This is a genomic window from Streptomyces sp. TLI_55, from assembly GCF_900206255.1.
Taxonomy (GTDB): domain Bacteria; phylum Actinomycetota; class Actinomycetes; order Streptomycetales; family Streptomycetaceae; genus Streptomyces; species Streptomyces aquilus.
The window spans coordinates 9,131,142-9,155,232 of record NZ_OAOJ01000001.1 but is presented as its reverse complement, the minus strand read 5'-3'; the positions used below and the strand labels follow the sequence as shown (position 1 = coordinate 9,155,232).

Below are 24,091 nucleotides of genomic sequence, written 5' to 3'. Positions count from 1 at the left end.
GCAAGAGAAAGGCGAACCCCATGCAGAACCCGCCCGCCGAGGAGACGGAGAGCACCCTTTCCGTGACGCCGCCGAAGAAGTGGGCGGCCGGAGTCCCGGCAGTCGTGCACGCGCTGGAGTACTCCCTGGAACAGACCTCCCCGCGCAAGACGGGCGTGGACCTGCTGGCCATGAACCAGGTCGGCGGCATCGACTGTCCCGGTTGTGCCTGGGCGGATCCGGCTCCTGGGCAGCGCCATCGCAACGAGTACTGCGAGAACGGCGCCAAACACATCAACGACGAGGCGACCAGGCGCCGTATCACCGCCGACTTCTTCCGGCAGCACAGCGTCTCCGATCTCGCCGGCCGCTCCGACATGTGGCTCAACCAGCAGGGGCGGCTCACCGAGCCGATGATCAAGCGTCCTGACTCCGACCACTACGAGCCGATCAGCTGGGACGACGCCCTGGGCGTGCTCGCTGAGGAACTCACCACGCTCGACTCCCCGGACGAGGCCGTCTTCTACACCTCGGGGCGCGCCAGCAACGAGGCCGCCTTCGTCCTGCAGCTCTTCGCCCGCGCCTTCGGCACCAACAACCTGCCCGACTGCAGCAACATGTGCCACGAGTCCAGCGGATTCGCCCTCAATGAGACGCTGGGCACCGGCAAAGGCACTGTCAGTCTGGACGACCTCCACCATGCCGACCTGATCTTCCTGGTCGGACAGAACCCCGGAAGCAACCATCCCCGCCAGCTCACCGCACTGGAGACGGCCAAGCGCAACGGGTGCCGGATCGTCGCGGTCAATCCGCTGCCGGAGGCGGGGCTGCGGCGCTTCAAGAACCCGCAGAAACCCCGGGGAGTCGTCGGCCGCGGCACCCAGATCGCCGACCGCTTCCTGCACATCAAGCCCGGCGGGGACCTCGCCCTGTTCCAGGCCCTCAACCGCCTGCTGCTGGAGGCCGAGGCCGCCCGGCCGGGAACCGTCCTGGACCACGACTTCATCGACGCCCACACCTCCGGCTTCGAGGAGTTCGCCCGCCACGCCCGCACCGTCGACTGGGACGACGTACGCGCCGCGACCGGACTGACCCACCAGGAGATCGAGCAGGTCCGCGACGAGGTCCTGCAAAGCGAACGCGTCATCGTCTGCTGGGCGATGGGCATCACCCAGCACAAGCACGGGGTGCCCACCGTCCGGGAGATCGTCAACTTCCTGATGCTGCGCGGGAACCTCGGGCGGGCCGGCACCGGCGCCTGCCCGGTGCGCGGACACAGCAACGTCCAGGGCGACCGCACCATGGGCATCTGGGAGCAGATGCCCGACTCCTTCCTCGACGCGCTCCAGGAGGAGTTCGGCTTCGACCCGCCGCGTCCGCACGGGCTGGACTCGGTGAACTCGATCAAAGCGATGCGCGAGGGCCGTGTGAAGGTGTTCCTCGCACTGGCCGGGAACTTCGTACGGGCCGCCCCCGACAGCGCGGTCACCGAGGAGGCAATGCGTACCTGCCGGCTGACCGCTCACATCTCCACCAAGCTGAACCGGTCGCACACCGTCTGCGGTGCCACGGCACTGATCCTGCCGACCCTCGGCCGTACCGAACGTGACCTGCAGGCCTCGGGCGAGCAGTTCGTCACGGTGGAGAACTCCATGAGCCAGGTGCACACCTCCCAAGGGCGCCTGGAACCGGCTTCCCCTGTCCTGCTCAGCGAGGTCGCGATCCTGTGCCGGCTGGCCCGGCGGACCCTCGACGGCCGGGCGGACATCCCCTGGGACGACTTCGAAGGGGACTACGGCACGATCCGCGACCGCATCTCCCGTATCGTCCCGGGGTTCCACGACTTCAACGCGCGCGTCAGCCGGCCGGGCGGCTTCCAGCTGCCCAACGCCGTGAACGAAGGCGTGTTCCGCACCGCGGTCGGCAAAGCCCTGTTCACCTGCAACGAACCGGTGGTGCCGCGCGCGCCCGCAGGCCATCTGCTGCTGCAGACCCTGCGCTCGCACGACCAGTGGAACACCGTGCCGTACACGCAGAACGACCGCTACCGCGGTATCCACGGCAGCCGCCATGTCGTACTCGTCAACCCCGTCGACCTCCGCGAGCTCGGTCTCGCCGAAGGTGACCAGGTCGACCTGGTCAGTGTCTGGGGGGACGGTACCGAGCGGCGCGCCGAGGAGTTCGCAGTGGTCCCCTATCCGACGGCCCAGGGCTCGGCCGCCGCCTACTACCCGGAGACGAACGTCCTGGTGCCGCTCGACAGCGTCGCCGACATCAGCAACCAGCCCACCTCCAAGGGCATCGTCGTGCGCCTCGAAACCCGCTCCTCCCGCACGACGCCCACATCCGACTGAACGTGGCGGTGCGGCATCGCGGCAGGCTCCACCCTGGGTTTTCTGCAGCGTCATGGTCACGGGGCTGGCGGCTTCGTCGTCGCAGGCTTCGAACCACGGGCTGGCGATGTTGAACACCACGTCCAAGGTGTCGGCGGCGAAGGGCTGCTGTTCGGCGGCGCCTCGCACCCGCGGGTGGCGGGCCGCTCCCATCGTGCTTGCCGCCGCGGCCAGTTGGGCTTCGGACAAGTCGAGGCCGACCACGATGGTGTGCGTGGGGGATGGAGTACATGCCCCCGCCCGCGTGCCGTGTCACGCGTCCGGAGCGTCGGGGGCCGCCTGGGTACTGGCAGTGCCCTGAGCACGGTAGTGCCGCAGAAGGCGAAGAAAGCGCCGATAATCTGCAACTCCGCCCAGGACGTACAAGAGGTTGCGGGATATCGGGAGAACGAGGGCGAGCATCGGAGCGTAAGCGACCCACGCGAACCCGGCCCCCAAGGCCACTGCGCAGAAGAGCGCCACGCCCGGAGCCGTTTCCGTCGGCGACCCGGTCAGCCACAGCAGGGCCGCAAGCTCGGCGAGGAACAACAGCGTGATGATCGCGACGGCGGACAGGACGTACAACACCATGGCCAGACCTGCCCGTGCCCCCACATTCGTCGCCCGCACCTGCCGTGCAACGTCTTCCACCTGCTGCGCAGAAGGATCACCGCCTTCGCGGAACATCGCACGGATCAGGGTGATGGGGCCCGTGAGGGATTCGTACAACTCCCGCACCCGTTGACGGCGGTTGTTGATCTCGACCACTGCCACCAGCAGGATCACCGGTGCCACCGCGGCGACGGTGGCGGCGTAGCTTTCTGTCATCTTCACCGCGACAGTTTGCCCTCACCTCACCCATTCGTGTCACAGGAACATCACCGTGCCTCCCTGCCGACTCCACGCGCCGCATGATGCTCTCTCAGATCACGCACCATGGTGAGGGCCACATGCGCACACGTACTGTTGCGGCCGCGCTCGCTGCCGCCGCGCTGCTCACACTCGCGGCCTGCGAGGGCAGCGACGGCACCGGCTCCAGCTCGTCGCACAGCAGCGTCCAGGGCACCGATGGCTCGGCGGACGACCGTTCCGTCCAAGACGCGGCCCCGTCCGCGCCCGCCGTCGAGGACGAGGTCGGCGCGGAGACCGCGACGCTGCCCGATCTGGTGGGCCAGGACCTGCAAGCGGCGCAGGACGAGGCGCAGGCCGCCGGGTTCTACGTCCTCGACGATCAGGACGCCAGCGGACAGGGCCGCCTGCAGATCTATGACCGTAACTGGACGGTGTGCAGCCAGGAGCCGCAGGCGGGCACGCATCCCACGGACACGCCGGTGACCTTGTACGCGGTCAAGGACGACGAGAGCTGCTGATACTCCCCCACCGACTGGCCCGGCCGCCCCCGAGACCCGGGCCCTCGCCGCGGGGCTTCGGTGATCCCTCGATCATGAGTGAGCTGCCCCACTCTACGTAGCCGTACGCGCTCGGCCGGGCCGACGTCAGCCCGTCACACGTACGCCGAACTGGAACGATCCGATCGTGCTCATCGACTCGTAGCGCACGTAGGCACCCGGGTACGGGGCGTGCAGCACCTGGTTGTTGCCCGCATAGAGGCCGACGTGCTCGGTGTTGTTGAAGAAGACCAGGTCACCGGGCTTGAGCGCACTCATCCCGATCCGGGTTCCGTCGTTGACCTGGGTGTAGGTGACGCGGGATATGTGCACCCCGGCCTCCGCGTACGCCCACTGCGTCAGACCGGAGCAGTCGTACGAGTTGGGGCCGGTGCCGCCCCGCGCGTACGGCTTGCCGATCTGGGAAGCGGCAGCGTTCAGGGCTGCCGCGCCGAAGGGGGAGGCGGCCGCCTCGTTGCCGAGGTCGACGCGCTCCGCCGCCGTGCGGCTGGCACGCGCCTCGGTGTCCGCGATCTCCTGGCGCTCGGCGGCGGTCAGGGAGTTCAGCAGCTTCTGCGCCTTGCTGAGCTTGCCCTGGATCTCCTTCTTCTTCTCGCCGAGTTCGGTGCGGGTGGTGGCGAGGTCCTTCAGCTTCTCCGTCGCCTCGGCACGCTGCTGGGCCAGCTCACGCTGTTTCGTCTGCACCTTCTTCAGCGACTCCAGCTGCTGCGCGGAGAGCGACTCGAGCGTGGACGCCTTGTCGAGGTAGTCGTCCGGGTCGGCGGAGAGCAGCAGCTGGAGTGAGGGGTCGATGCCACCGGAGCGGTACTGGGCGCTCGCCATCGTTCCCAGCCCCGTGCGCAGTTCATTGAGCTCGTCCTGCTCGCGGGCGACCTTGTCCTGGATCAGGCCGATCTCCTTCTGCAGTTTCTCCTGCTTCTCCTTGGCCCCGTCGTACTGGTTGGTGGCTCGCTCCGTCTCCTCGTAGAGCTTGTCGACCTGTGACTTCACCTCGCTCTTGGTCGGCTTCGGGGCCGCGTTGGCGGCCTGGGAGGTGAGAGCCACGGCAGCGGCCGCGGTCGCGGTCGCGGTGAGGACACTCACGCGGGTGCGGCTCTGCGGCTTGGGTCGGCGGTGAAGCGCCACGAAGACGAACTCCTTCTTCCTTCACCGCCCACACGGCAGCCACGTGGACGGCGCCCTCCACGGCCGCTCACGTCGTGCGAGCGATCATCCGTGCGAGGGTTCGAGATCTCACTTTAGTGATCTTCTTGTAATCATTTCAAAGTTTGAAGCGAACAACTTCGGCCACATTCTTCACTCTTGGCCTACGCATCATTCACAGGCGGGCGCCCCCGTTCCCGACGGGGCAGCCGCCGGGAACGGGTGTGGCGGTCAGAAGTCGTCGGCGCCGTTGCGGAGTTCGGGGGTCCAGTAACCGACCAGGGCCTGGGCAGGGTCAGCCGCGATGCCGTCCGGTCCGGGCGCGGTAACAGCGATGACCGTCGAGTCCCCCTCCAGCATCACCGAGAACGCCGACACGGGTTCGTTGTCCTCGTCGGTTCCGCCGTCCGAGACCTTGAGCAGGGCGTAGGCCGGGGCTCCCGCGGACAGCACGACCGGAGCGGCGGGCTTGCTCTTGGCCACGGACGGGACGTCCTGCTTGTGGCTCTCCAGGAGTTGGACGTGCGGGAAGCCCGCCAGGCGGCAGGGGTGCCCCGAGGTGTTCTTCGCGGTGAGGACGAGATGGGTGTAGGGCGGGCCGTCCTGCTTGGCCGCGGTGACGGTGACGTCGGCGGCGGTGCACGCGGGCGTGGAGGTGCTCGCCTGGCGGCCGGTCGAGCCGTCGGAGGTGCCGGAGCCGGCCGATCCCGAGGACTGGCCCGACGCCGTCGATCCAGCCGAGTCCGCGGTCGCGGCCGGTGCGGACGCGCCTGCCGTCGCCGTCGCGGTGGCCGAAGTGGGCGGCGTGGTCGCCGCGTTGTCGTCGGCGCCGCCCTGGCAGGCGGTGAGCGAAAGGGCCAGTGCCGTACCGGCGACGGCCAGCATCGTGGAGCGGGCGAAGACAGCGGTCATGGTGGGTTCCCCCGGTGAAGTGGTGCAGAACCACCGGCCTGTTGCCGGTGGCCGGAACGATCGGTCGGGTATGACGCGTACGGCAGTCCGCCCGCGCCCTGACACGAGCCCGGGCGGACTGCGACGCCGTTCGCGTCGGGCCTCAGTCGATCACCGCGAAACCCTCGCCACCAGGCGGTTCTCCCGGCAGAAGTACCGTCCGTCATACTTCTGCCGGGGGCTCGCGCAGGGAGAGCCGGACGATCGGGGATCTCAACGGTGCGCGGTGCCATGCCGGCCGGCGACGAATTCAGCCAGCAACTGCGACACTTCCGGACCCGTGCCGGGCTCAGCCAGGAGGCACTCTCCGAGGCGGCCGGGGTCAGCGTCAGGGCCCTGACCGACATGGAACGCGGGCGCACGCTCGGGCCACAGCGCCGCACGGTCCAGGCACTCGCCGAGGCACTGAAGCTGGACGGCGACGAGGCTGCGGATCTGGAGAAGTCCGCCGCACTGGGGCGACCACGTCCCCGTGCCGCCACCGCTCCCGCCGGGCCGAACACACTGGCCCTGCCGCGCGACATCCGGGACTTCACCGCACGGGGCCCGGCACTCGCGTGTCTGCTGGAGCTGGCGGCAACCCTCGACGACGGGAAACCGGTCGGCGAGCAGCCCGCGGAACCGACGGCGGTCTCCCCGGTTTCCGTGATCACCGGTCAACCCGGGCTGGGCAAGACGGCGTTCGCCGTCCACGCCGCGCATCGCCTCGCCCCGCGCTTCCCCGACGGACAGTTCGCCCTGGACCTGCGCGGCATGGACGCGGAGCCGACTCCGCCCAGGGACGCGCTGGCCCGGCTCCTCGCCGCGTCGGGCATCGCCGACGCCGCGATACCCAACGGCCTCGACGAGCGCGCCGCCCTGTGGCGGTCACTGCTGAGTGAGCGCCGGGTGCTCCTGCTGCTCGACAACGCCGTCGACGAGGACCAGGTCCTCCCCCTGCTGCCCGGTTCCGGGCCGTCGCTGACCCTGGTCACCAGCCGCAACTCCCTGGCGGGCCTGGACTCCGTCCACCGCACCGATCTGGCACTGCTGCGTCGCGAGGAGGCCGTCGAACTCCTGACCCGTATCCTCGGCCCGGAACGCGTCCTGGCCGAGGCCCAGGCGGCCCGTGACCTCGCCGACCTGTGCGGGCACCTGCCGCTGGCGGTCCGCATCGCCGGACAGCGCCTCCTCAGCCGGCCGCACGAACGCCTCGCCAAACTCGTCACCCGCCTGGCCGCCGAAGGACGCCGCCTCGACGGGCTCCAGGCCGGAAGCCTTCGGGTGCGTGCCGCGTTCGCCCTCTCCTACCGTCAACTCCCGTCCGTCACACGGACCTTCCTGCGCCGCGCCGCGCTGGCCGCCGGCCCTGACTTCAGCCCTGAGACCGGTGCCCTGCTGGCCGACCTCTCCTTCGACGAGGCCGTCGACTGCGCCGAGGAGCTCACCGACGCCGGGCTGCTCCAGAGCGACGCCGTCGCCGAGCGGTACCGCTTTCACGATCTGCTCAGGCTCTACGCCCTCGAACAGGCCGAGTCGGAGGACGGTCCCGACATCCGCGACGCCGCCCTGGACCGTACGGCGCGCTGGATGCTCGAACGGGCCACCGCCGCCGCGCTCCACTACGAGGTCCACCAGGAGCGGACCACACCCGCCCAGGACCCCGATCCCGACACGGCACCGGTCGGCAAGAGCGAGGCACGGGGGTGGCTGGAGGCCGAGCGGGCGCAGTGGCTGGCCTCGCTGCACCGGGCGCACCGCTCCGGCTGGCACCAGCAGGTCCTCGACACCGCGCAGGCCATGCACTGGTTCTCCGACATGACCCAGCACTGGGAACAGTGGGTGGAGGTGTTCACCTGGGCCACCGACTCAGCACGCGCCCTGGGCGACCGCCGGCAAGAAGCGGTCCACCTCAACTATCTCGCCTGGGCCCACAACCTCTGCGCGCACAACCCGGAGGCCGCCCTGACCGCGGCCGACGCCGCGCTGGAGGCCGCCCGTGAGTGCGGGGACGGGCTTCAGGAGGGCTGGGCGCTCGGCTACGGCGCAGGCGCCCTGCACCGGCAGGGCAGGGCCGAGGACGCGCACGACCGGCTGCGGGAGTCGGCCCGCCGCCTCGCGGCGCTGGACGCCCCCGAGGCCCGGCCGGCCGAGCTGACCATCCTGAACACCCTGGGCAACCTGCTGCGGCACACCGGCCGGGCGGCGGAGGCGCTGGAGATCCACCGCCGTAGCGAGCGGATCTGCCGGACGGGATTTCCCGGCCGCACGGACGAGTTGGTGAGCCTGTATCACGCGGTCGCCCACCAGCAGATCGGCAACGACCTGGTGGCCCTGGAGCGCTGGCACCAGGCCGAAGCGCCACTGCGCCGGGCACTCGCCGACTTCGAGGCGGCACACATGCCCATCTGGGCCGAGCAGGCCCGCCTGGACCTGGGGCGTGCGCTCAGTGGCATCAGGCACCCCGAGGCCCGGCAGACGCTGCTCACCGCCCGGGACGCTCTCGCGGCGCTGAACAGCCCGCTCCACGTCGAGGCCACGGCTGCACTGGCTGCCCTCGACACCCACGACGGGGCCTCCGCCGCCGGCTGAGCCCGAAGGGTCACGAGACGGTGAGTCCGGGGCGAGCGGGGTCAGGAGCTGGCCTCGGGGGCGGGGCGGTCGGCGAGCCACTCCCGGTAACTGGTCTGCGTGACGAAGGCGCCGGGGCCTGGCAGGAGGTCCATTGCGCGCGGGCGGGCGCCGAGGAAGGGGCTGTGGGCGTGCGCCGGGTGGTCTCCGTCAATAGGAACGCGGTCGGGCCGCCGATCTTCGCGCGCCGGGTGAGCTGCCGACGCGGCCACAAGACCGGTGAGGACGCAGACGTGTGCCTCTCGGGCGGCCTGGTGTCAGCGTGTGACGACGTTCTCCAGTTGACCGCCCGCGGCGAACCGGGTCAGCTGCCGTCGCACGAGCGCTTCGAGACGGGGCCACAGGCCGGGAGTGAAGGCGCCGACGTGCGGGGTGAGCAGGACGCCGGGCACGGTCCAGAGCGGGTGGCCCGGCGGGAGCGGTTCGGGGTCGGTCACGTCGAGGGCGGCCCGCAGCCGGCCGCCGTACACCTCCTTCAGCAGGGCGTCGGTGTCGACGACCGCGCCCCGGGACACGTTCACGAGCAGGGCGCCGTCCTTGACACGGGACAGCAGTGCGGCATCGAAGAGCCCGCGGGTCGCCGCGGTCAGCGGAGTGCACAGCACGATCACGTCGGCGTCCGCGACGAGCCGGGGCAGCAGTGACACGGAGCGCACCGGCCCTTGGGGGGTGTCTCTGTCCGCGCGGCCGACGCGGGTGACGGCGCAGCCGAAGGGTGTCAGGAGCTCTTCCACGGCTGTGCCGACAGCTCCGTGACCGACGATGAGAACGGACCGCTCGTACAGGGTGGAGAAGGTCCGCGGGTCCCAGTCCTCCCGGTCCTGGGCGCGGAGCGACTCCGGTATGCCGCGCAGGCTGGCGAGAATCAGCGTCAGGGCCAGCTCGGCGGTGCCGGCAGCCGCCACCCCCTTGGCGTTGCACAACGTCACCTCACGGGGCAGCCGGTCCAGTGCCGCCCGCAGCTCGTCGGTTCCGGCGCTGAGCGCCTGCACCGCCCGCAGCCGAGTCATCCGGGTCAGCGGCCGGGCAATGACGCCGATGTCCTTGGTCAGCGGGGGTACGTAGAACTCGACCTCCGCCGGGTCCGTGGGAAAGGCCGAACGGCCGTCCCAGCGGGCGTAGTCGAGGCCCGGGGGCAGATCGGTGAGGCGGCTGAACTGTGCGGGCAGCCATACCTGGGTGGATCGCGCGCTCATGACGACGTACTCCGCTCTCACGACGTTTTCCGGGGCTCCGGTCCGGTCTCGGAACGTCCCGAAAGGTCGCGGACGGAGCCGGACCATTGACTGCGCACCGTGTGATTCTGTGACAACGGTCCGCGCCTCTTCCCTCTGCCCTCGCTGTCACACGTTCGACCCATACGTTGTCATGTCGGGCATGCACACTATCCTCAGCGGGCAGCCCGGCCTCCGACGAGAAGACGACTCCTACGCGGTCACCGCGGAGTTCTACGACATCTTGCAGGCCGACGCGGACGAGGCGCGGGTCCGTCGGCTCTACGCACGCCAGGTCGCCGACGCCCGCACCGGCGTCCTGGACGTCGGGGCCGGTACCGGGCGGGTGACCATGCTTGCCCTCGCCGACTCCCGGGCCGACGTGCACGCCGTCGAACCGGCCCGGGCTATGCGTACGTCGCTGCTGACCCGGCTCGCAGCCCTGCCCTCCGAGCAGCGGGACCGGGTCACCGTGCACCCGCACCCCCTGGACGAAGCCGCGCTGGACGCGGTCGCGGACGTGGCCGTCTGCCACAACATGGTCGGCTGTCTGCCACCCGGCGTGCGCGAGAAGTTGTGGCCCGCGCTCGGCAGGGCCCTCACCTCCGGCGGCAGGCTGTTTGTGCAGCTGCCGCCGGCCCGGCTCCCGGCCCGCACCGTCGTGCGCCTGCTCGCCGACAAGCGGGTCGGCACACACGTCTACGGCGGGCGCATGACGATGTCCGCCGTCGGCTACCGCATCCGGACCCGCGCCGACTACTGGGTCAGGGACGCTGAGGACGTGCTGCGGGAACACACAGAGACGTTCTGGATGTGGCCCGCGACGCGCGCCCAGCTGACCCGCGAGCTGGCAGCGCACGGGTTCGCCCCGCTCCCCGGGTACGAGAAGTCGGAGCTCCTGGCCGTAAGGCTGCGCGGCCACCGGTGAGACGCCCCCCGGGTGCCGCAGAAAGGCGACCGGGTGGCACTACCACGACGGCACCCTTTACGCCTTCGTCAAGCAGGGCACGCTGAACCACTGCGACGCATCCTGCCGCACGGCGCCCCCTTCGCGCAGGACGCGCCGTCCCCGGGCTGCGAACTGCCGTGACACGGCGGCTCTGTCACAGCTTCCTCCGCCACCCGGTCAATGCGGTACCGACGGCTCGTGGCGCTCCGTGTGCCCGGGCCTCGCGACGCCGACCGCCGGACGGACCCAGCCGATGTCACCGTCTTGCTCGCCGCGGAGGCCGCCGTCCTGGAAGGGCGGCTCGGGGTGCTCCGGAAGGCGATCGCCGAGAGGGACGCCCGGATCCACGCGGTCGGTTCCGTGCAGCGGGCCCGCGAGGCCCTCATGCCCGGCACCGGCCCGGCGGCCGCCTCGTCCCCGTGAGCCTCCCGTCGCCGAGGAAGCCGGAGGCCGCGTGCGCCGCGGCAACCGCCGAAGCCGCCGCAGAGTCCCCGGCCACGGCAGGCGGGGGTGACGACCCGGGCGACGGCAGCACGACAAGCCGCAAACTCACCGCAGATCCTGGCGAGCTTCGCGCAGGCGGGAGACGCCGAGGTCCGCGCCCGCGCGTCCAACGGGCCGGCCGCGGACCGTACCGCGCCGTCATGCCGTGAGCCGGCCCCCGGGCTGTGCAGGCTCCTCTCCGCGACGCAGTTCGCCGCGGGCGACGAATGCCTCCCTCGGGTGCTGCACCGACGCCAGCGACACGATGTCGCGGCCGTAGAGAAGGGCCGTGACCCACACGGCGAACACACGCGTCTTGCGTTCCCAGCTCGGTATGGCCAGAACGTGGTAGCCACGGTGCATCAGCCAGGCCGGGAATCCCTTGATGACCAGGCCCCGGTACTGGAAGATGCCGCGGCCGAGCCCGAGTGTGGCCACCACACCGAGACTGCGGTGCACGTAGTCCTTGGTCGGACGGCCGCGCAGCGACGCCAGGATGTTCTTCGCCAGCAGCTTGCCCTGCCGGACGGCGTGCTGGGCGTTGGGCACGGTGTGCGCGTCCGGCTTGCCGGCCGCGAGATCGGGCACCGAGGCGTCATCCCCCGCCGCCCATACGTCGGGCACCACCTCGGTGTCCGTGGCGACCCGAAGATCCGCCCGTACGGTGAGCAGGCCCCGCTCGTCGACGGGCAGGTCGCTGTGGTTGTGCACGATCGGGTTGGCGGCGTTGCCGGCCGTCCACACCAGCAGGCCCGAGTCGTACTCGGTGCCGTCCGACAGCCGCATCCGGCCGTCCTCGGCGGAGATCAGCTGGGTGTTCAGGTGCACCCGCGCCCCCCGTTTCTCCAGTGAACGCACCACCCAGGCGCCCGGCCGGTCCCCGACCTCGGGCAGGATGCGGTCCCGTGCCTCGACCAGGTGGAAGGTCGGTTCGTCCGCGTCGATCTCCGGGTACTGCTTGAGCAACGCGGTTGCCAGGGCCAGCAGTTCACCGAATCCCTCCACTCCGGAGAATCCGCCGCCCACGACGGTGACGGTGAGCAGTTTGGTGCGTTCGGGCCCGCGCGGCAGACCGGCCGCGCGGTCGAACGAGGTGAGGAGGCGGTCGCGGATCGCCACCGCCTCCTCTACGTGCTTGAGTCCGTACGCCCGCTCGTCGAGCCCCGGGATCGGGAAGGTGCGGGTGACCGCCCCCGCCGTCACCACCAGCACGTCGTAGTGCAGGTCGAGGGATGGCCCGGACTCCGGGCGGACCGTGACCGTGCGCGCGCTGTGGCGGATCTCCGTCACCACGCCCGCCACCAGACGCGTGTGGTGGAGGTGACGGCGCAGCGAGACCGCCGCGTGCCGGGCCTCTACGGAACCGGCCACGACCTCGGGCAGGAAGGGCTGGTACGTCATGTACGGACGGGGGTCGACGACGGTGACGCGCGCCTCGCCCGGCCGCAGTCTCTTCTCCAGGCCCCACGCGGTGTAGAAGCCCGCGTACCCGCCGCCCACGATCAAGATCTCACGCACGGTGTCCTCTGTTCCTCTCGGTCCTGACTCTCTAGACCGGTCGTCGGCATTCGGTGTGACACGGTGCCTGGATCGCTGCGGTTCAGGAGGGGAAGGCGAACAGCCGGTATTCGGATGTCGTCGTGAAGCCGTAACGTCGGTACAACGGTTCGCCTGCAGGGCTGGCCACCAGCGCGGCGCAGCGCATTCCGCGCTCCCGCCCCACCTGGAGCGCGGTGGCCGTCAGTGCCGCACCGACGCCCTGCCGGCGATGTGCTTCGGTCACATGGACGAGGAAGATCCCGGCCACCCCGTGGGCGGTGATCACCACGGTCGTCCCGACCACTCGGCCGTCCAACACGGCGGCCAGTCGGATGATGTCGGCGTTGTCCTCGCGCCGCGACTCGATGCGCACCATCTCGGCCTCCAGCCCGGGTTCGACTCCCATCGAGGCCCGGTAGGTCCGGACGAACTCGGCCAGCCGTTCATCGTCCCAAACCGGCTCCACCCGCAAACCGGTGGGCGCGGTGTGCGGGACTGTGCCCGGGACGGCCGGTTCGTCGAACGGGAGCACCATCACGGGGAGGGCCGTGAGCTCTCGTCCACCGCGGCACCGCAGGACGTCGGCGGTGTCCTTCGGGCTGTCCGGCCCGACCCACCACCACCAGGGAACGTTCCCGAACTCCTTGCGGACGGCGGTCACGTCCGCCCCCTCCGCGGGCACCGACCGTACGCGTACGACGCCGTTGAACTGCGGGGTGGCAAGCCCGCTGCGGAACTGGTCGACGGTGCTGCCCGCCCGGTTCTGTGTGCCCCATCCCATGAGGTACTGACGGAAGTTGGCGAACACCGGGGCCATGGCGCCGAGGTCCCGCGGGACCTCGGTGCGTCGTGTCCCGTGGTTCGATGCACTGATCGGGCTTGCCGGATCCACCATTGCCACTGTCTCCCTCATCTGGTGGTTCTGCACATCGCAGTGTGCGTTGTGGTTTCGGAGCGGCGTTCTGCGGCCAGGGTTGTCCTCCGGAGCGAGGATCAGGCCGCGCCGGAGATTCACTCGTGACGTAGTCCCTGCGGTCGCGTCGCACGCCACAGTGCCGGCAGGGTCAACAGGGTGACACCGAGGGAGACGGCCGCCCCGATGCCGGCTATGGCCAGGAGGGTGCTCCAGCTGTGCGTCGTAGGCCTTCCGGCGAGTTCGAGCAGCGTGCTGCCGAGGGCCGTCCCGATCGACTCCGCCACGAGCAAACCAAGTCCGACGGGGAGTACGGACTGCAAGAGGACGGATGTGGCGAGCGTACGACGGGGCGTGCCGAACGCGACGAGTACGGACAGGACTCGTGCGCGCTCGCGGACCTGTTCGATCGCTCCGAGCAGCATGCTCGCTGCGATCAGTACCAGCACGGCCGTCACCCCGGCCAGCAGAGCCCGCCTGACTGCGTCGAGGGCACGGTCGCCCTGGGGCTTTCCAGGAAAGTCGACGCTGAAAGCCGGGTCGAGCCGTGCTGCTGCGGTGCGGATGTGGTCCTGCACGTCTTTGAACCCGGTCGTATAGATGAGCCCGACCGTGCTGACGGCGTGTGCGATGGCGGTGTGCCCGGCCGCCCTGGGGGTGGCCAGCAGGGTCCGTTCAGAGGAAACCGCTGCCGGACAGGCGGGGGTGGCACGGACGGTGGCGGTGATGTGCGGCACCGTCCAGCGGGGGCCGAGCATGTCCATGCGCAGTTTCATGCCGGTCGCCCATGTGGTCATGTCGGGCATGGTGTCGGTGGCCGGAGGAGCGGTGAGAAAGGCGTCCCCGTCCGAACAGGCGGGCAGCTGTGCCAGCAGGCGCAAATGAGCGCAGTCGGCGATGAGGACAGCCTGAGGAAACCCACCGCTCAGGGGGCTCACCGACAGCTCCGCGAACTCGACCGCCTGTTGGACGCCAGGAGTCGTGGCGAGCATCGGGGCGTACTGCGCCCCTCGCGTCCCGCCGTCATCGAGGCGGGCGATGGCGAGGCGTGTGGAGGCGGAGGGGCCGTGTGCCCCTCGGGCTGTGCTGTCCGGGTTCTGGGAGAGTCCGGTGAGGAGGGTCTGGAGGGCCACGGCTCCTGCCACGGCGACCGCGATTCCGTTGACCGACCGGGTGGCGGCGTCTGCGTTCAACTGCAGGCCGCGCAGGGCTAGTTGCCAAGGCAGCGGGCCGAATCCGCCGAACAGTCGGGTGAGGCGTTCCACGGCCCAGGGCAGCACCGCGGTGACTCCGACAAGGAGCGAAAGCATACCGATGAGCACCAGGACGACACCGGAGGTGCCCTGCAGGTCGGAAGGGCTGCGTACGCAGATCCGCAGCAACATCAGTCCGAGCAGGGGAAGTGCTGTTCGCCACCACAGACGTCGCGAGGTGCTGCCGGACTTCCGGACGACTCCAAGAGGCTCTACGGCCACTTTGTGCATCGACAGTTGTGTGATGCCGAGGGAGAGCGTGAGTACGGCGACGACCACGAGCCCCGCCAGGAGGGGCTGTGGCGTGAGATCTTCGGTGAAGACACCGAGCCCCTGTATCTGCACCGTTCCTGCGAACTGACGTCCTGTTATGAACAGGACCGCGCCCAGGGTGATACCTGCCAGTGTGCTGAGCGCGACCTCGCCTGCTGCGATGGTGGCGGCCATCCCACGATTCGCGCCGACCAAACGCAGGGCGGCCATCCGCCGGTCCCGTCGCTCACCACCGAACCGTACGGCCGCGGCGATGAAGGCACCGATGGGGAGGAGCAGTACGACGATTCCTGCGATGCAGAGGAGGACGAGCTCGGGTGGAAGGGGCTTCTTCGCGTAGGCCTTACCGAAGTGGTCGAGTCGTCGCGTTTGCCCTCCGTCGGCCGCCATGTGGTTCACGACCAGATAGAAGACGCGCTCGCCCGGGTCGAGCAGACCTGCGTCGCCGATCTCGCCCGCGATGGGATGGGCGAGGCGCTCGCGCAGCAGTCCGTTTCCCGGTGCGGCCAGCAGTTTGCGCAATGCGGGAGATACGACCATCTCCCCGGGGCGCGGGTAGCGCTGGACGCCGGGAGGCAGCGGTGCAGCGGGCCCCTCCGGCTGGACCATGCGCCCTCTGATCTTTTCGCCCCGGAACACGGTGTCGATGTCTCTGATCAGCACAGTGTGGTCCGAGCGCGTGATGGCGCGGTCGCCGAGGTTGACATCGATGCGGTGGTGTATCCGCTGGTCCCTGTGGTGCCTGATGGTCGGCACCGACGCGGCGAGCAGCAACATGGCCACACCCAGCCCCACTCCGACAGCTGTCAAAGACGTGCGGATCGCGCCGTTCCGCCCGCCGAAGAGTGCGAGTCGAGCGCCGAGGGCAAGCGCGCGGAGACCTCCGAGGCGCCGACGTGCAGGTGGGCTCACAATGTTCCTCTCGTACGGCTGGGGACAGGGTGCCGTCTCGCGGCGCAGGGGTGGGCAGCGGAAGGGCGCGAACGCCGTCTGTGATGCCGACTCGACTATACGTCGTGCGTATAGTCGAGCACACGATACCAATGCATCGTCGTACAACGTGTCACACTTTTACTGATCGAGCGGGCGACTCGTGTCCGACGACGCCTCATCGCGTCAGCAATTCCAGCGCCCGGTCCGCTACGAGGCGACCGTCTTCGTCGCGGCTGTCAAAGAGTGGCTGCGGCCAGCATCGTCGAGAGTGATCCAGTAGCGGCGCTTGTCTCCAGTTTCGGTGCTGCGCACATCTTCGAGGACGCCACCGTTGTTCTCGATGGTGCGCGCCGAGCCGACGTTGCCGTCGTCACAGGTGAGGAGGACCCGGTCCAGACCGAGCGCCGGCGCCTTGAGCAGAACTGCTCCCAGCGCCCACGAGGCCAATCCGCGTCTCCTGGCAGATGGCCGAACGCTGTAGCCGATATGTCCGCCACCTTCCAAGAGAAATGCGTTCAGATAGTGTCGAAGATCGATGGCCCCGAGGTAGGTCTCGCCATCGACGATCCACCAGTGGGTGGCGTGGACGCGTCCTTCCCCGACAGGCAGCGACCGGTCCGACTGCTGTCGCAGGCGCTGGACCCATGAGGCGAACCCTTCCGGGCTGTCAAGGTCGTCGTCACCGATCAGACGCAGGCCGGCCCCGTCCTGGTGAGCACCAGGCTGCCACTCGTCACGTGCCGCGAGCCACGAGGAATGCAGCCGCCCCGTGGGAGCGATCAGTTCAGCCATGCCAGGGACGATAACAGCCGTAGTCTCTATGCCGAGTTGATAGACGTCTCGGGCGTCGCGTGGTGCGCACGCCACGCTGCATAGCGCTGCCGCGCAATATAGGCACCTGGTGCAGGCAGTAGGTCCGTGCGTCGGACCCTGGCGCCGAAGAAGGTGCTCCGAGAGTCGGTGAAGACCCGGCGATGCTCCTCGTCCGCTGACAGAGCCTGGCGGACGACGACGTCGAGCCGGAACTGGTCGGGTCCGGCGATCTCGCCCACACCCTGCAGCGGCTTGGAAACCGCGGTGTGGGCCAGGAAGGCGGCCACTTCGGCGCGGGCTACCGGACGCACCTCGACCGGTGGCACCCACACGATCCAGTCCTCGGTGGCCGCAGCCGCGATCTCCTCCACGGACTCGAACAACTGCGTTGCGCGGATGATCGAAAAGGAGGTCCCGGAACCCCGCACCATACTCTCCTGCGCCTGCAGCGCCCGAAACACCCCTTCTGCCCTTACGCGGTCTGTGCCCACCACGGACAGGCCGACATGGTGTGCGACTCCGGCCGCAGCCTCGGCGGCGAGAAGGTGTGCCGTGGAGCGACTGGCCCGGTCAAGGACGGCGTCCTCGTCTATCACCAGACCGTAGTCCTCGGTCAGCGTGCCGTCGTCGAGGCTTGGCAGGCCGGAGAGGTCGACGACGGCGTCGCAACCGACGAGCACCTCCGCCAGGCCTGCCCCCGTCAAACGGTCGACACCAGCCATTTCGCAAACCACTACGGCCTCGTGCCCGTGGCCTTTCACTTGCTGTGCAATCTCCGCCCCGAGGACACGGGCGTCATCGAAGACCACCACTCGCATACGAGCTCCACCTCATTCACAGCGGCCTGGTACACCTTCCGGCCCGGTCAGGAGATAGACAGGAACGGTGGGCTGGATGTGACACCCAAGGCGACATACGGGTGGTGTCCGTTCGGTGGATATCACCGTGCCCGTGCGCTGTTGAGGACGTGCGGCAGGGCTCGGCGGGAGCTGATGCCGAGCTTCGTGTAGACCTTCCGCAAATGCCACTCCACGGTGTGGGGGCTGATGAACAGTTCCGCGCCGATCCGCGCGTTCGTCATGCCGTCGGCGGCGAGGGCGGCGACTTGCGACTCCTGCGGGGTCAGGGCACTCGCCGGCGTGGTCTTCCGTGCGGTCACCTGCTCGCCGGTGGCGATCAGCTCGCGGCGGGCTCGTTCGGCAAAGGCGTGCGCCGGCATCGCGTCGAACATGTCGTGGGCCGTGCGGAGGTGCTCGCGGGCCTGTGCCCGGCGCTGGGCGCGCCGCAGCCACTCGCCGTAGAGCAGGTGAGTGCGTGCCACCTCCACGACGACCCCACCGCGGCCGAATTCCTCGATCGCCGTGCGGTACAGGCGGTCGGCTGCCTCGCCGTCGGCCAGCAGCGCCTCACTGCGTGCGCTCGCGCCTCGCGCCCATCCGGAGTCGGTGGCGCGGGTGAGTTCGGTCAGGCGGGCCAACGAGGCGCGGGCCTGGTCGAGTTCACCGCACCTCGTCGCGGCCTCGACATGTTCGACCAGGGACAGACCGGTGAAGTTGAACCCGTCGTGCTCGATACCGGTACGGGCGGCTTCCATCGCCTCTTCGTAGCGGGCCAGTCCGTTGAAGAGCACGCCCTGGATGTAGCCCATGGCACCGAGCAGGGACACCTCGCCCCGCTGCACGGCGCGCTCTCTGGCCTCTTCGATGATGCCGGCGGCGACGTCCGCCTCACCCCGCCACGCGGCCAGGACGAGCGTCGCGTACTTGTGCGGGGCGTGGCCTGTCGCGGTGGCGATCGCGTCGGCCTCGTCGATCATCCGGTCCGCCTCGGCGAAGTCGCCGTAGTGGATGTGCACCCCGCCCGCGTAGATCAGAGCCGGCGGCAGGGCGCCGAGCGCTCCGATGTCACGGGCCAGACGCACGGCGCGGCTCGACAGTGTGTCCCAGGCATGCAGGTCCCAGGCCCAGTGGATGAACGACTCGAGCGCGACCGGGGCCAGCAGCAGCCACCGTACGGTCGCCTCCCGCGTGCGCAGCTCTTCGTGTTCGAGCAGCTCGAGTGCCTCGCGCAGGGCCGGGACGCCTGTCTGCGCGCCGTCCGCGAGCAGGGCCGCCACACCGTCCAGGAGAGCGTCGGCGGCTTTGGAACCCGAGGAGGGTGCCCCGGACGCGCGAGCCGCGATCGCCGCGGCGCGGGCGCCGGTCGGACCATGGACCCGGCCGGCGAAGATGGTCGCGCTGATCGCCTCCAGATACGTCTCCCTCGCCAGGGGAGATCCCGCCGCGGTGAACTGTGCGGCCGCGTTCAGAAGAAGGGGTGCCGCCTCGTCGCTGCGGCTGCGGGCGAACAGGATTCTGGCCCGCAGCCTCGCCAGACGGGCCCGGTCCAGGACGCTGAGGGGATACAGGTCGGCCACCGCCGCCAAGTCCGTGGCCCGTTCCGGCGCGGCGGCCGAGAAGTGCGCCTCGGCCGCCGCAAGGGCCCGGCGCCCCCGCGGCCAAGGGTCGGGCGTCACCTCCACCGCGCGTTCCAGCAGAACCGCCTCGGCCGCGATGCCACCACGCTGCCGGGCGCGGTCGGCTGCCTGCTCCAGTCCCGCGGCGACCTCCTCGTCCGGCCCGTCGGCCGCCTGCGCGGCATGCCAGGCGCGCCGGTCCGGGTCCAGGAGAGGGTCCGTGGCCTCGGCCAGGGCCCGGTGCACCGCACGCCGATCCTCCGGCTCGGCTCCGTGGTAGACCGCCGAACGGACCAGTGGGTGCCGGAACCGTACGGGCTCGCCGAACTCGATCAGGCCGGCCGCCTTGGCAGGTGCGGCGTCCGCAGTGATGCCGAGGGAGGCGGCCGCACGGCTCAACAGGCGCACGTCGCCGACCGGTTCCGCCGCGGCGATCAGCAGCAGGGCGCGGGTCGCGGCCGGCAGCGCACCGAGCCGCCCGGCGAAGTCACGCTCGACACGGCTGGCCACCGGTCCCTGGACGACCGGGGCACTCGACGCGTCGACGCCGTAGGCCAGTTCGGCGGCGCTGCGGCCACGGGAGAACTCCAGCAGGGCCAGCGGGTTGCCGTGCGTCTCGGCCACGAACCGGTCCCGGACCCGCTCCTCCAACCGTCCCCCCACAGCGCCCTCCAGGAGCTCCCCGGCCGCCGCGGCGTCGAGTCCACTGAGTTGCAGCGCCGGCAGGCCCGCGAGCGCGGACTGCCCCTCGGGGTCGCGGACCGCGAACGCCATGGCGACCGGCTCCGCGAGCAGTCGCCGGGCCACGAACTCAAGTGTCTGCAACGACACTTGGTCCAGCCACTGGGCGTCGTCGACCAGCACCAGCACCGGCCGGGCCTCCGAGGCGCGGGTGAGCAGGGTCAGCACGGCGAGGCCGACCAGGAAGCGGTCGGGCGGATCGCCCACCGCGGTCCCGAACGCCACGCGCAGCGCGTCACGTTGGGGTTGCGGCAGTTCCTCGACGCCGTCCAGGAACGGCGCGCACACCTGGTGCAGGCTCGCGTAGGGCAGCTCCATGTCGGCCTCGACACCACGTCCCCAGGTCACCTTCACCCGGGACGCCTGCGCGGCCACGTACGCGAGCAGCACCGACTTGCCGATGCCCGCCTCGCCTCGTACGACCAGGACGCGGGAGGAACCCTCCCGCAGGCCGGCCAGCAGGCCGTCCAGCGCCGCGCACTCACGCTGCCGGCCGACCAGATCGGGAAGCGGGCTGGCGATCATGCGACTCGGCTCCTCGGCGGGATCCGGGGGAACAGAGCTCCCACAGTGATGTTCGGAAGAATCCTCGTCACGATACCCGCGGCCTCTCCCTGACGGCGCGAACAGAGACTGTGACTACTTCCACGCCTCAAAACACACCGAAGCTGTCACAAATCGCGGCCCTGTCCGGTCGTTCCCCACCGCGACCGTCAGCGACGCGAAATCTCTGTGCGCCGCCCTGTCACAGATGCCGGGCCCGCCTGGTCAGGAGGGTACGAGCCATCGCGGCCGGTGCCGTGGACGAGGTCACCGCAGACCTACCGCGCACCGTGCGGCATCAGTGAAGGGAAAGTCCATGAAGGTCGTAGTGATCGGCGGAACCGGACTCATCGGTTCCAAGGTCGTCTCCAAGCTCAACGAACACGGTCACGAGGCGGTGGCAGCCTCCCCGAACACCGGAGTCAACACGGTCACCGGCGAAGGCCTGGCCGACGTCCTGAAGGGCGCCTCGGTCGTCGTCGACGTCTCCAACTCCCCCTCCTTCGAGGACGACGCGGTGATGGAGTTCTTCCGCGCCTCCACCACCAACCTGCTCGCCGCGGAGGCCGCCGCCGGCGTCACACACCATGTGGCTCTGTCCGTCGTGGGCACCGACCGCCTCCAGCAGGCCGGCTACTTCCAGGCCAAGCAGGTCCAAGAGGACATGATCCGGGACTCCGGGGTGCCCTACTCGATCGTCCACGCCACGCAGTTCTTCGAGTTCGCCAAGACCCTCGCGGACTCGGCGACCAGCGGTGACACGGTGTCCGTCGCCCCCATCAAGATCCAGCCCGTCTTCTCTGGCGACGTGGCCGCGGCGGTCGGCCGCACGGCGGTCGGCACTCCGGTCAACGGAATCGTCGAGGTCGCCGGCCCGGACACCTTCACCCTGGAGGACTTCATCCGCAAGGCCCTCGCGGCCCACAACGACCCCCGCACGGTCGTGACGGACCCGAAGGGTCTCTACTGGGGCGCCGCCCTCAAGGAGTCCGACCTGCTGCCCGGCCCCGACGCACAGCTCGGCGAGACGCACTTCGCCGACTGGAGCAGCAAGCAGTAACGGCGAGCACGGAGCCCACGGCCCCGAAATCGCAGCAACGTCACGTCAGTTCACCACCCATCACTCGACTCTCAGGATCCCTACATGGACGCGCGCATCAACTACTTCGGCAACGCTCTCGCGGGCAAGGTCATGAAGCACCTCAACTCGGCCGGGGCCGCTGTGCACTCGGCGCTGCCCGTCGCCACCCAGGAACTGGTGAAGATCCGGGCCAGCCAGATCAACGGCTGCGGTTTCTGCACCGACATGCACACCAAGGACGCCGTCGCCGCGGGTGAGGACCAGCAGCGGCTGCACCTGGTCGCCGCCTGGCGCGAGGCCACCGTCTTCACCGACGCCGAGCGCGCGGCGCTGGAGATCACCGAGCAGGGCACCCGTATCGCCGACGCGGCGGGCGGGGTGCCGGACGATGCCTGGGCCAACGCCGCCAAGCACTACGACGAGGACCAGCTCGCCGCACTGATCTCATTGATCGCGATCATCAACGCCTACAACCGCATCAACGTCATCAACCAGCAGCCCGCCGGCGGCTACACGCCGGGCATGTTCGGCTGACCCGCCCGCTCCGGCCCCGCCGGACGCCCACCGTCCGTCTCCCGGTCACCCCGGCCCACCGAGCGGGAGACGGACCCTCCGGCCACCCCCGCGCCCCCACGACGCCACGCCGCGATCCACCGCACCCCGCGCCAGCTGCGGACGCCCCCCCCACCCAGCGCACCCGTGCGTCCACGAGAAGACCCACCCGCCGCACCCGCCGCCCGGCACGAACCCACCCGCCGCACCCGCCGCCCGGCACGAACGCACCGGCCGCCTCCTGGCCCGCTGTCCCGAGGAGACGACATGCCCCCCTCCCCCGCCGCGGGCGACCCGGCCTTCCTGCGCATCGCCAGCGCCCGTGGCCGATGGACCCTTCTGGCCACCGTGCTGGGCTCCAGCGTGGTGCTGCTCGGCTCGACCGTCACCAACGTCGCGCTGCCACACATCGGCGACGACTTCGACGCCGACCTCGCCGCACTCCAGTGGACCGTGAACGCCTACATGCTGACCCTGGCGGGACTCATCCTGCTGGGCGGCTCCCTCGGCGACCGCTTCGGCCGACGCCGGATCTTCGTCCTGGGCATCATCTGGTTCGCCGCGGCATCCCTGCTGTGCGGACTGGCCCCCGACACGACCACGCTCATCGCCGCCCGCGCGCTCCAGGGCGTCGGCGGAGCACTGCTCACCCCCGGCTCACTGGCGATCATCGAAGCCTCCTTCCACCCGGACGACCGGCCACGCGCCATCGGCCTGTGGTCCGGGTTCGGCGGCATCGGGGCGGCACTCGGGCCGTTCCTCGGCGGATGGCTCGTCGACGGCCCCGGCTGGCGCTGGACCTTCCTGCTGACGATCCCCCCGGCGCTGCTGTGCGTGCCCCTGGCCCTGCGCCACGTCCCGGAGTCCGTCGGCAGGCCTCAGCAGCCCACGGTCGCGGCCGGTACCCACACCCCGTCCCGGCGCGGCTTCGACCTCGCCGGCGCGGCGCTGGGCGCACTGACGCTCGCTCTGGCCACCTACGCGCTGACCGAAGCCCGTTCCGGCGGGCCCGTCGCCCTTGCCGCGGCCGCGGGCAGTATCGCGGCCGGGGCCGCTTTCCTGCTGGTGGAGCGGCTCAGCAGCGACCCGATGATGCCCCTGTCGATCTTCTCGTCGCGGCCGTTCACGGCCATCAACCTGATCACCCTGTGCGTCTACGCCGGGCTGGGCGGGTTCTTCTTCCTGACCGCCCTGCAACTGCAGATCGCCGTCGGCTACTCGGCACTGGCGGCGGGCGCCGCCATGTTGCCGAGCACGGTGCTGATGCTGCTGTTCTCCGCTCGCTCAGGCGCGCTCGCCCAGCGCCTGGGACCACGCATCCCGCTCACCGTCGGCCCTGTGGTGTGCGGGGCCGGCATGCTGATGACGGCGCGGGTGGGCACGCACGCCTCCTACTTCGCCGACGTTCTGCCCGCCCTGGTCGTGATGGGCACGGGGATGGTCATCATGGTCGCTCCGCTGAGCGTGACTCTGCTGGCCTCGGTCGAGGCCACCGACGCGGGCCTGGCCAGCGGGATCAACAACGCGGCCGCACGCGCGGCCGGGCTGGTCTCCGTGGCCGCGCTGCCGCTGCTGGTCGGCATGAGCCCGGACGCATACCGCTCCCCCGACGCCTTCGACAGGGCGTTCAGCCGGGCCATGCCCCTGTGCGCGGGCCTGCTGGCCGTCGGCGCGGCCATCGCCTTCGCCCTGCTGCGCGCGACCGCCGCCACCTCTGACGCACGGCACGGGCGGGCGCACGGCTGGCTGATGGAGCCTCCGCTGGTGTCGCGCTTCGCCCATCACCAGGCTCTCGACCAGGTGGGGCACCGAGATGCCTCGGCCGGGGCGCATGCGCCAGCCGGTTCCCGCCCCTCCCCCGGCGAGGACCGGCTTCGCCCGTAGG

18 protein-coding genes are annotated in these 24,091 nt (G+C 70.3%); 8 read left to right on the top strand and 10 right to left on the bottom strand.

Translation table 11 applies throughout. From position 1 onward, the window contains the following. Positions 1 to 20 precede the first annotated feature (20 nt). Entirely contained in the window at positions 21 to 2,333 is a 2,313-nt protein-coding gene (locus CRP56_RS41800) for an FdhF/YdeP family oxidoreductase (RefSeq protein ID WP_097273201.1), read from the top strand. A gap of 291 nt (positions 2,334 to 2,624) precedes the next feature. On the opposite strand, the gene CRP56_RS41790 is transcribed toward CRP56_RS41800, so the two are convergent. Next, the gene (locus CRP56_RS41790) at positions 2,625 to 3,185 is read right to left on the bottom strand and encodes a hypothetical protein (RefSeq protein WP_097273199.1); all 561 of its coding nucleotides are present in this window, start codon (positions 3,183 to 3,185) and stop codon (positions 2,625 to 2,627) included. 116 nt (positions 3,186 to 3,301) lie between these two features. Here CRP56_RS41790 and CRP56_RS47035 point away from each other — a divergent pair, with 116 nt between their 5' ends. Continuing rightward, positions 3,302 to 3,721, top strand: a complete 420-nt coding sequence (locus CRP56_RS47035; RefSeq protein WP_257041735.1) for a PASTA domain-containing protein — start codon at positions 3,302 to 3,304, stop codon at positions 3,719 to 3,721. A gap of 126 nt (positions 3,722 to 3,847) precedes the next feature. Here the strand turns inward: CRP56_RS47035 and CRP56_RS41780 are convergent, their stop codons facing one another. Together CRP56_RS41780 and CRP56_RS41775 are read right to left on the bottom strand one after the other, a co-directional pair. Next, positions 3,848 to 4,885, bottom strand: coding sequence for a C40 family peptidase (locus CRP56_RS41780; RefSeq protein WP_097273197.1), 1,038 nt, complete (start codon positions 4,883 to 4,885; stop codon positions 3,848 to 3,850). 249 nt (positions 4,886 to 5,134) lie between these two features. After that, on the bottom strand, positions 5,135 to 5,815 hold the full coding sequence (locus CRP56_RS41775) for a DUF4232 domain-containing protein (RefSeq protein WP_097273195.1): 681 nt from the start codon (positions 5,813 to 5,815) through the stop codon (positions 5,135 to 5,137). Between the two features lie 270 nt (positions 5,816 to 6,085). Between CRP56_RS41775 and CRP56_RS41770 the strand changes: the two genes are divergently transcribed. Further along, positions 6,086 to 8,425 (top strand): ATP-binding protein, encoded by a 2,340-nt coding sequence (locus tag CRP56_RS41770; RefSeq protein WP_097275030.1) that lies wholly within the window; start codon positions 6,086 to 6,088, stop codon positions 8,423 to 8,425. A 296-nt stretch (positions 8,426 to 8,721) separates the two neighbouring features. On the opposite strand, the gene CRP56_RS41765 is transcribed toward CRP56_RS41770, so the two are convergent. Next, positions 8,722 to 9,660, bottom strand: coding sequence for a 2-hydroxyacid dehydrogenase (locus CRP56_RS41765; RefSeq protein ID WP_097275028.1), 939 nt, complete (start codon positions 9,658 to 9,660; stop codon positions 8,722 to 8,724). 181 nt (positions 9,661 to 9,841) lie between these two features. On the opposite strand from CRP56_RS41765, the gene CRP56_RS41760 reads away from it, so the two are divergent. Together CRP56_RS41760 and CRP56_RS41750 are read left to right on the top strand one after the other, a co-directional pair. After that, positions 9,842 to 10,606 carry a methyltransferase gene (locus CRP56_RS41760; RefSeq protein WP_097275026.1) on the top strand — a complete coding sequence of 255 codons (765 nt, stop codon included), beginning with the start codon at positions 9,842 to 9,844 and terminating at the stop codon, positions 10,604 to 10,606. Between the two features lie 219 nt (positions 10,607 to 10,825). Next, complete coding sequence (locus CRP56_RS41750) at positions 10,826 to 11,050, top strand: hypothetical protein (protein WP_097273192.1); 225 nt, start codon at positions 10,826 to 10,828, stop codon at positions 11,048 to 11,050. 219 nt (positions 11,051 to 11,269) lie between these two features. On the opposite strand, the gene CRP56_RS41745 is transcribed toward CRP56_RS41750, so the two are convergent. The 6 genes from CRP56_RS41745 to CRP56_RS41720 form a co-directional block, all read right to left on the bottom strand. After that, positions 11,270 to 12,628 (bottom strand): NAD(P)/FAD-dependent oxidoreductase, encoded by a 1,359-nt coding sequence (locus CRP56_RS41745; RefSeq protein WP_097273190.1) that lies wholly within the window; start codon positions 12,626 to 12,628, stop codon positions 11,270 to 11,272. Positions 12,629 to 12,710: 82 nt separating this feature from the next. Beyond that, positions 12,711 to 13,544 (bottom strand): GNAT family N-acetyltransferase, encoded by an 834-nt coding sequence (locus CRP56_RS41740; RefSeq protein ID WP_097273188.1) that lies wholly within the window; start codon positions 13,542 to 13,544, stop codon positions 12,711 to 12,713. 116 nt (positions 13,545 to 13,660) lie between these two features. After that, complete coding sequence (locus tag CRP56_RS41735; protein WP_143664989.1) at positions 13,661 to 16,147, bottom strand: FtsX-like permease family protein; 2,487 nt, start codon at positions 16,145 to 16,147, stop codon at positions 13,661 to 13,663. 81 nt (positions 16,148 to 16,228) lie between these two features. Continuing rightward, positions 16,229 to 16,813 carry a GNAT family N-acetyltransferase gene (locus CRP56_RS41730; protein WP_097273184.1) on the bottom strand — a complete coding sequence of 195 codons (585 nt, stop codon included), beginning with the start codon at positions 16,811 to 16,813 and terminating at the stop codon, positions 16,229 to 16,231. Positions 16,814 to 16,839: 26 nt separating this feature from the next. After that, positions 16,840 to 17,652, bottom strand: a complete 813-nt coding sequence (locus tag CRP56_RS41725; protein ID WP_179851251.1) for an SDR family oxidoreductase — start codon at positions 17,650 to 17,652, stop codon at positions 16,840 to 16,842. Positions 17,653 to 17,774: 122 nt separating this feature from the next. Then, positions 17,775 to 20,555, bottom strand: coding sequence for a helix-turn-helix transcriptional regulator (locus CRP56_RS41720; RefSeq protein ID WP_097273182.1), 2,781 nt, complete (start codon positions 20,553 to 20,555; stop codon positions 17,775 to 17,777). A gap of 334 nt (positions 20,556 to 20,889) precedes the next feature. On the opposite strand from CRP56_RS41720, the gene CRP56_RS41715 reads away from it, so the two are divergent. From CRP56_RS41715 to CRP56_RS41705, 3 genes are all read left to right on the top strand, one after another. Further along, a complete protein-coding gene (locus tag CRP56_RS41715; protein ID WP_097273180.1) occupies positions 20,890 to 21,633 on the top strand; it encodes an SDR family oxidoreductase in 744 nt (247 codons plus the stop codon). 84 nt (positions 21,634 to 21,717) lie between these two features. Further along, the gene (locus CRP56_RS41710) at positions 21,718 to 22,188 is read left to right on the top strand and encodes a carboxymuconolactone decarboxylase family protein (protein ID WP_097273178.1); all 471 of its coding nucleotides are present in this window, start codon (positions 21,718 to 21,720) and stop codon (positions 22,186 to 22,188) included. A gap of 285 nt (positions 22,189 to 22,473) precedes the next feature. Then, positions 22,474 to 24,090: an MFS transporter gene (locus CRP56_RS41705; RefSeq protein WP_097273176.1), complete on the top strand. Its 1,617-nt coding sequence runs from the start codon at positions 22,474 to 22,476 to the stop codon at positions 24,088 to 24,090. Position 24,091: the final 1 nt, after the last annotated feature.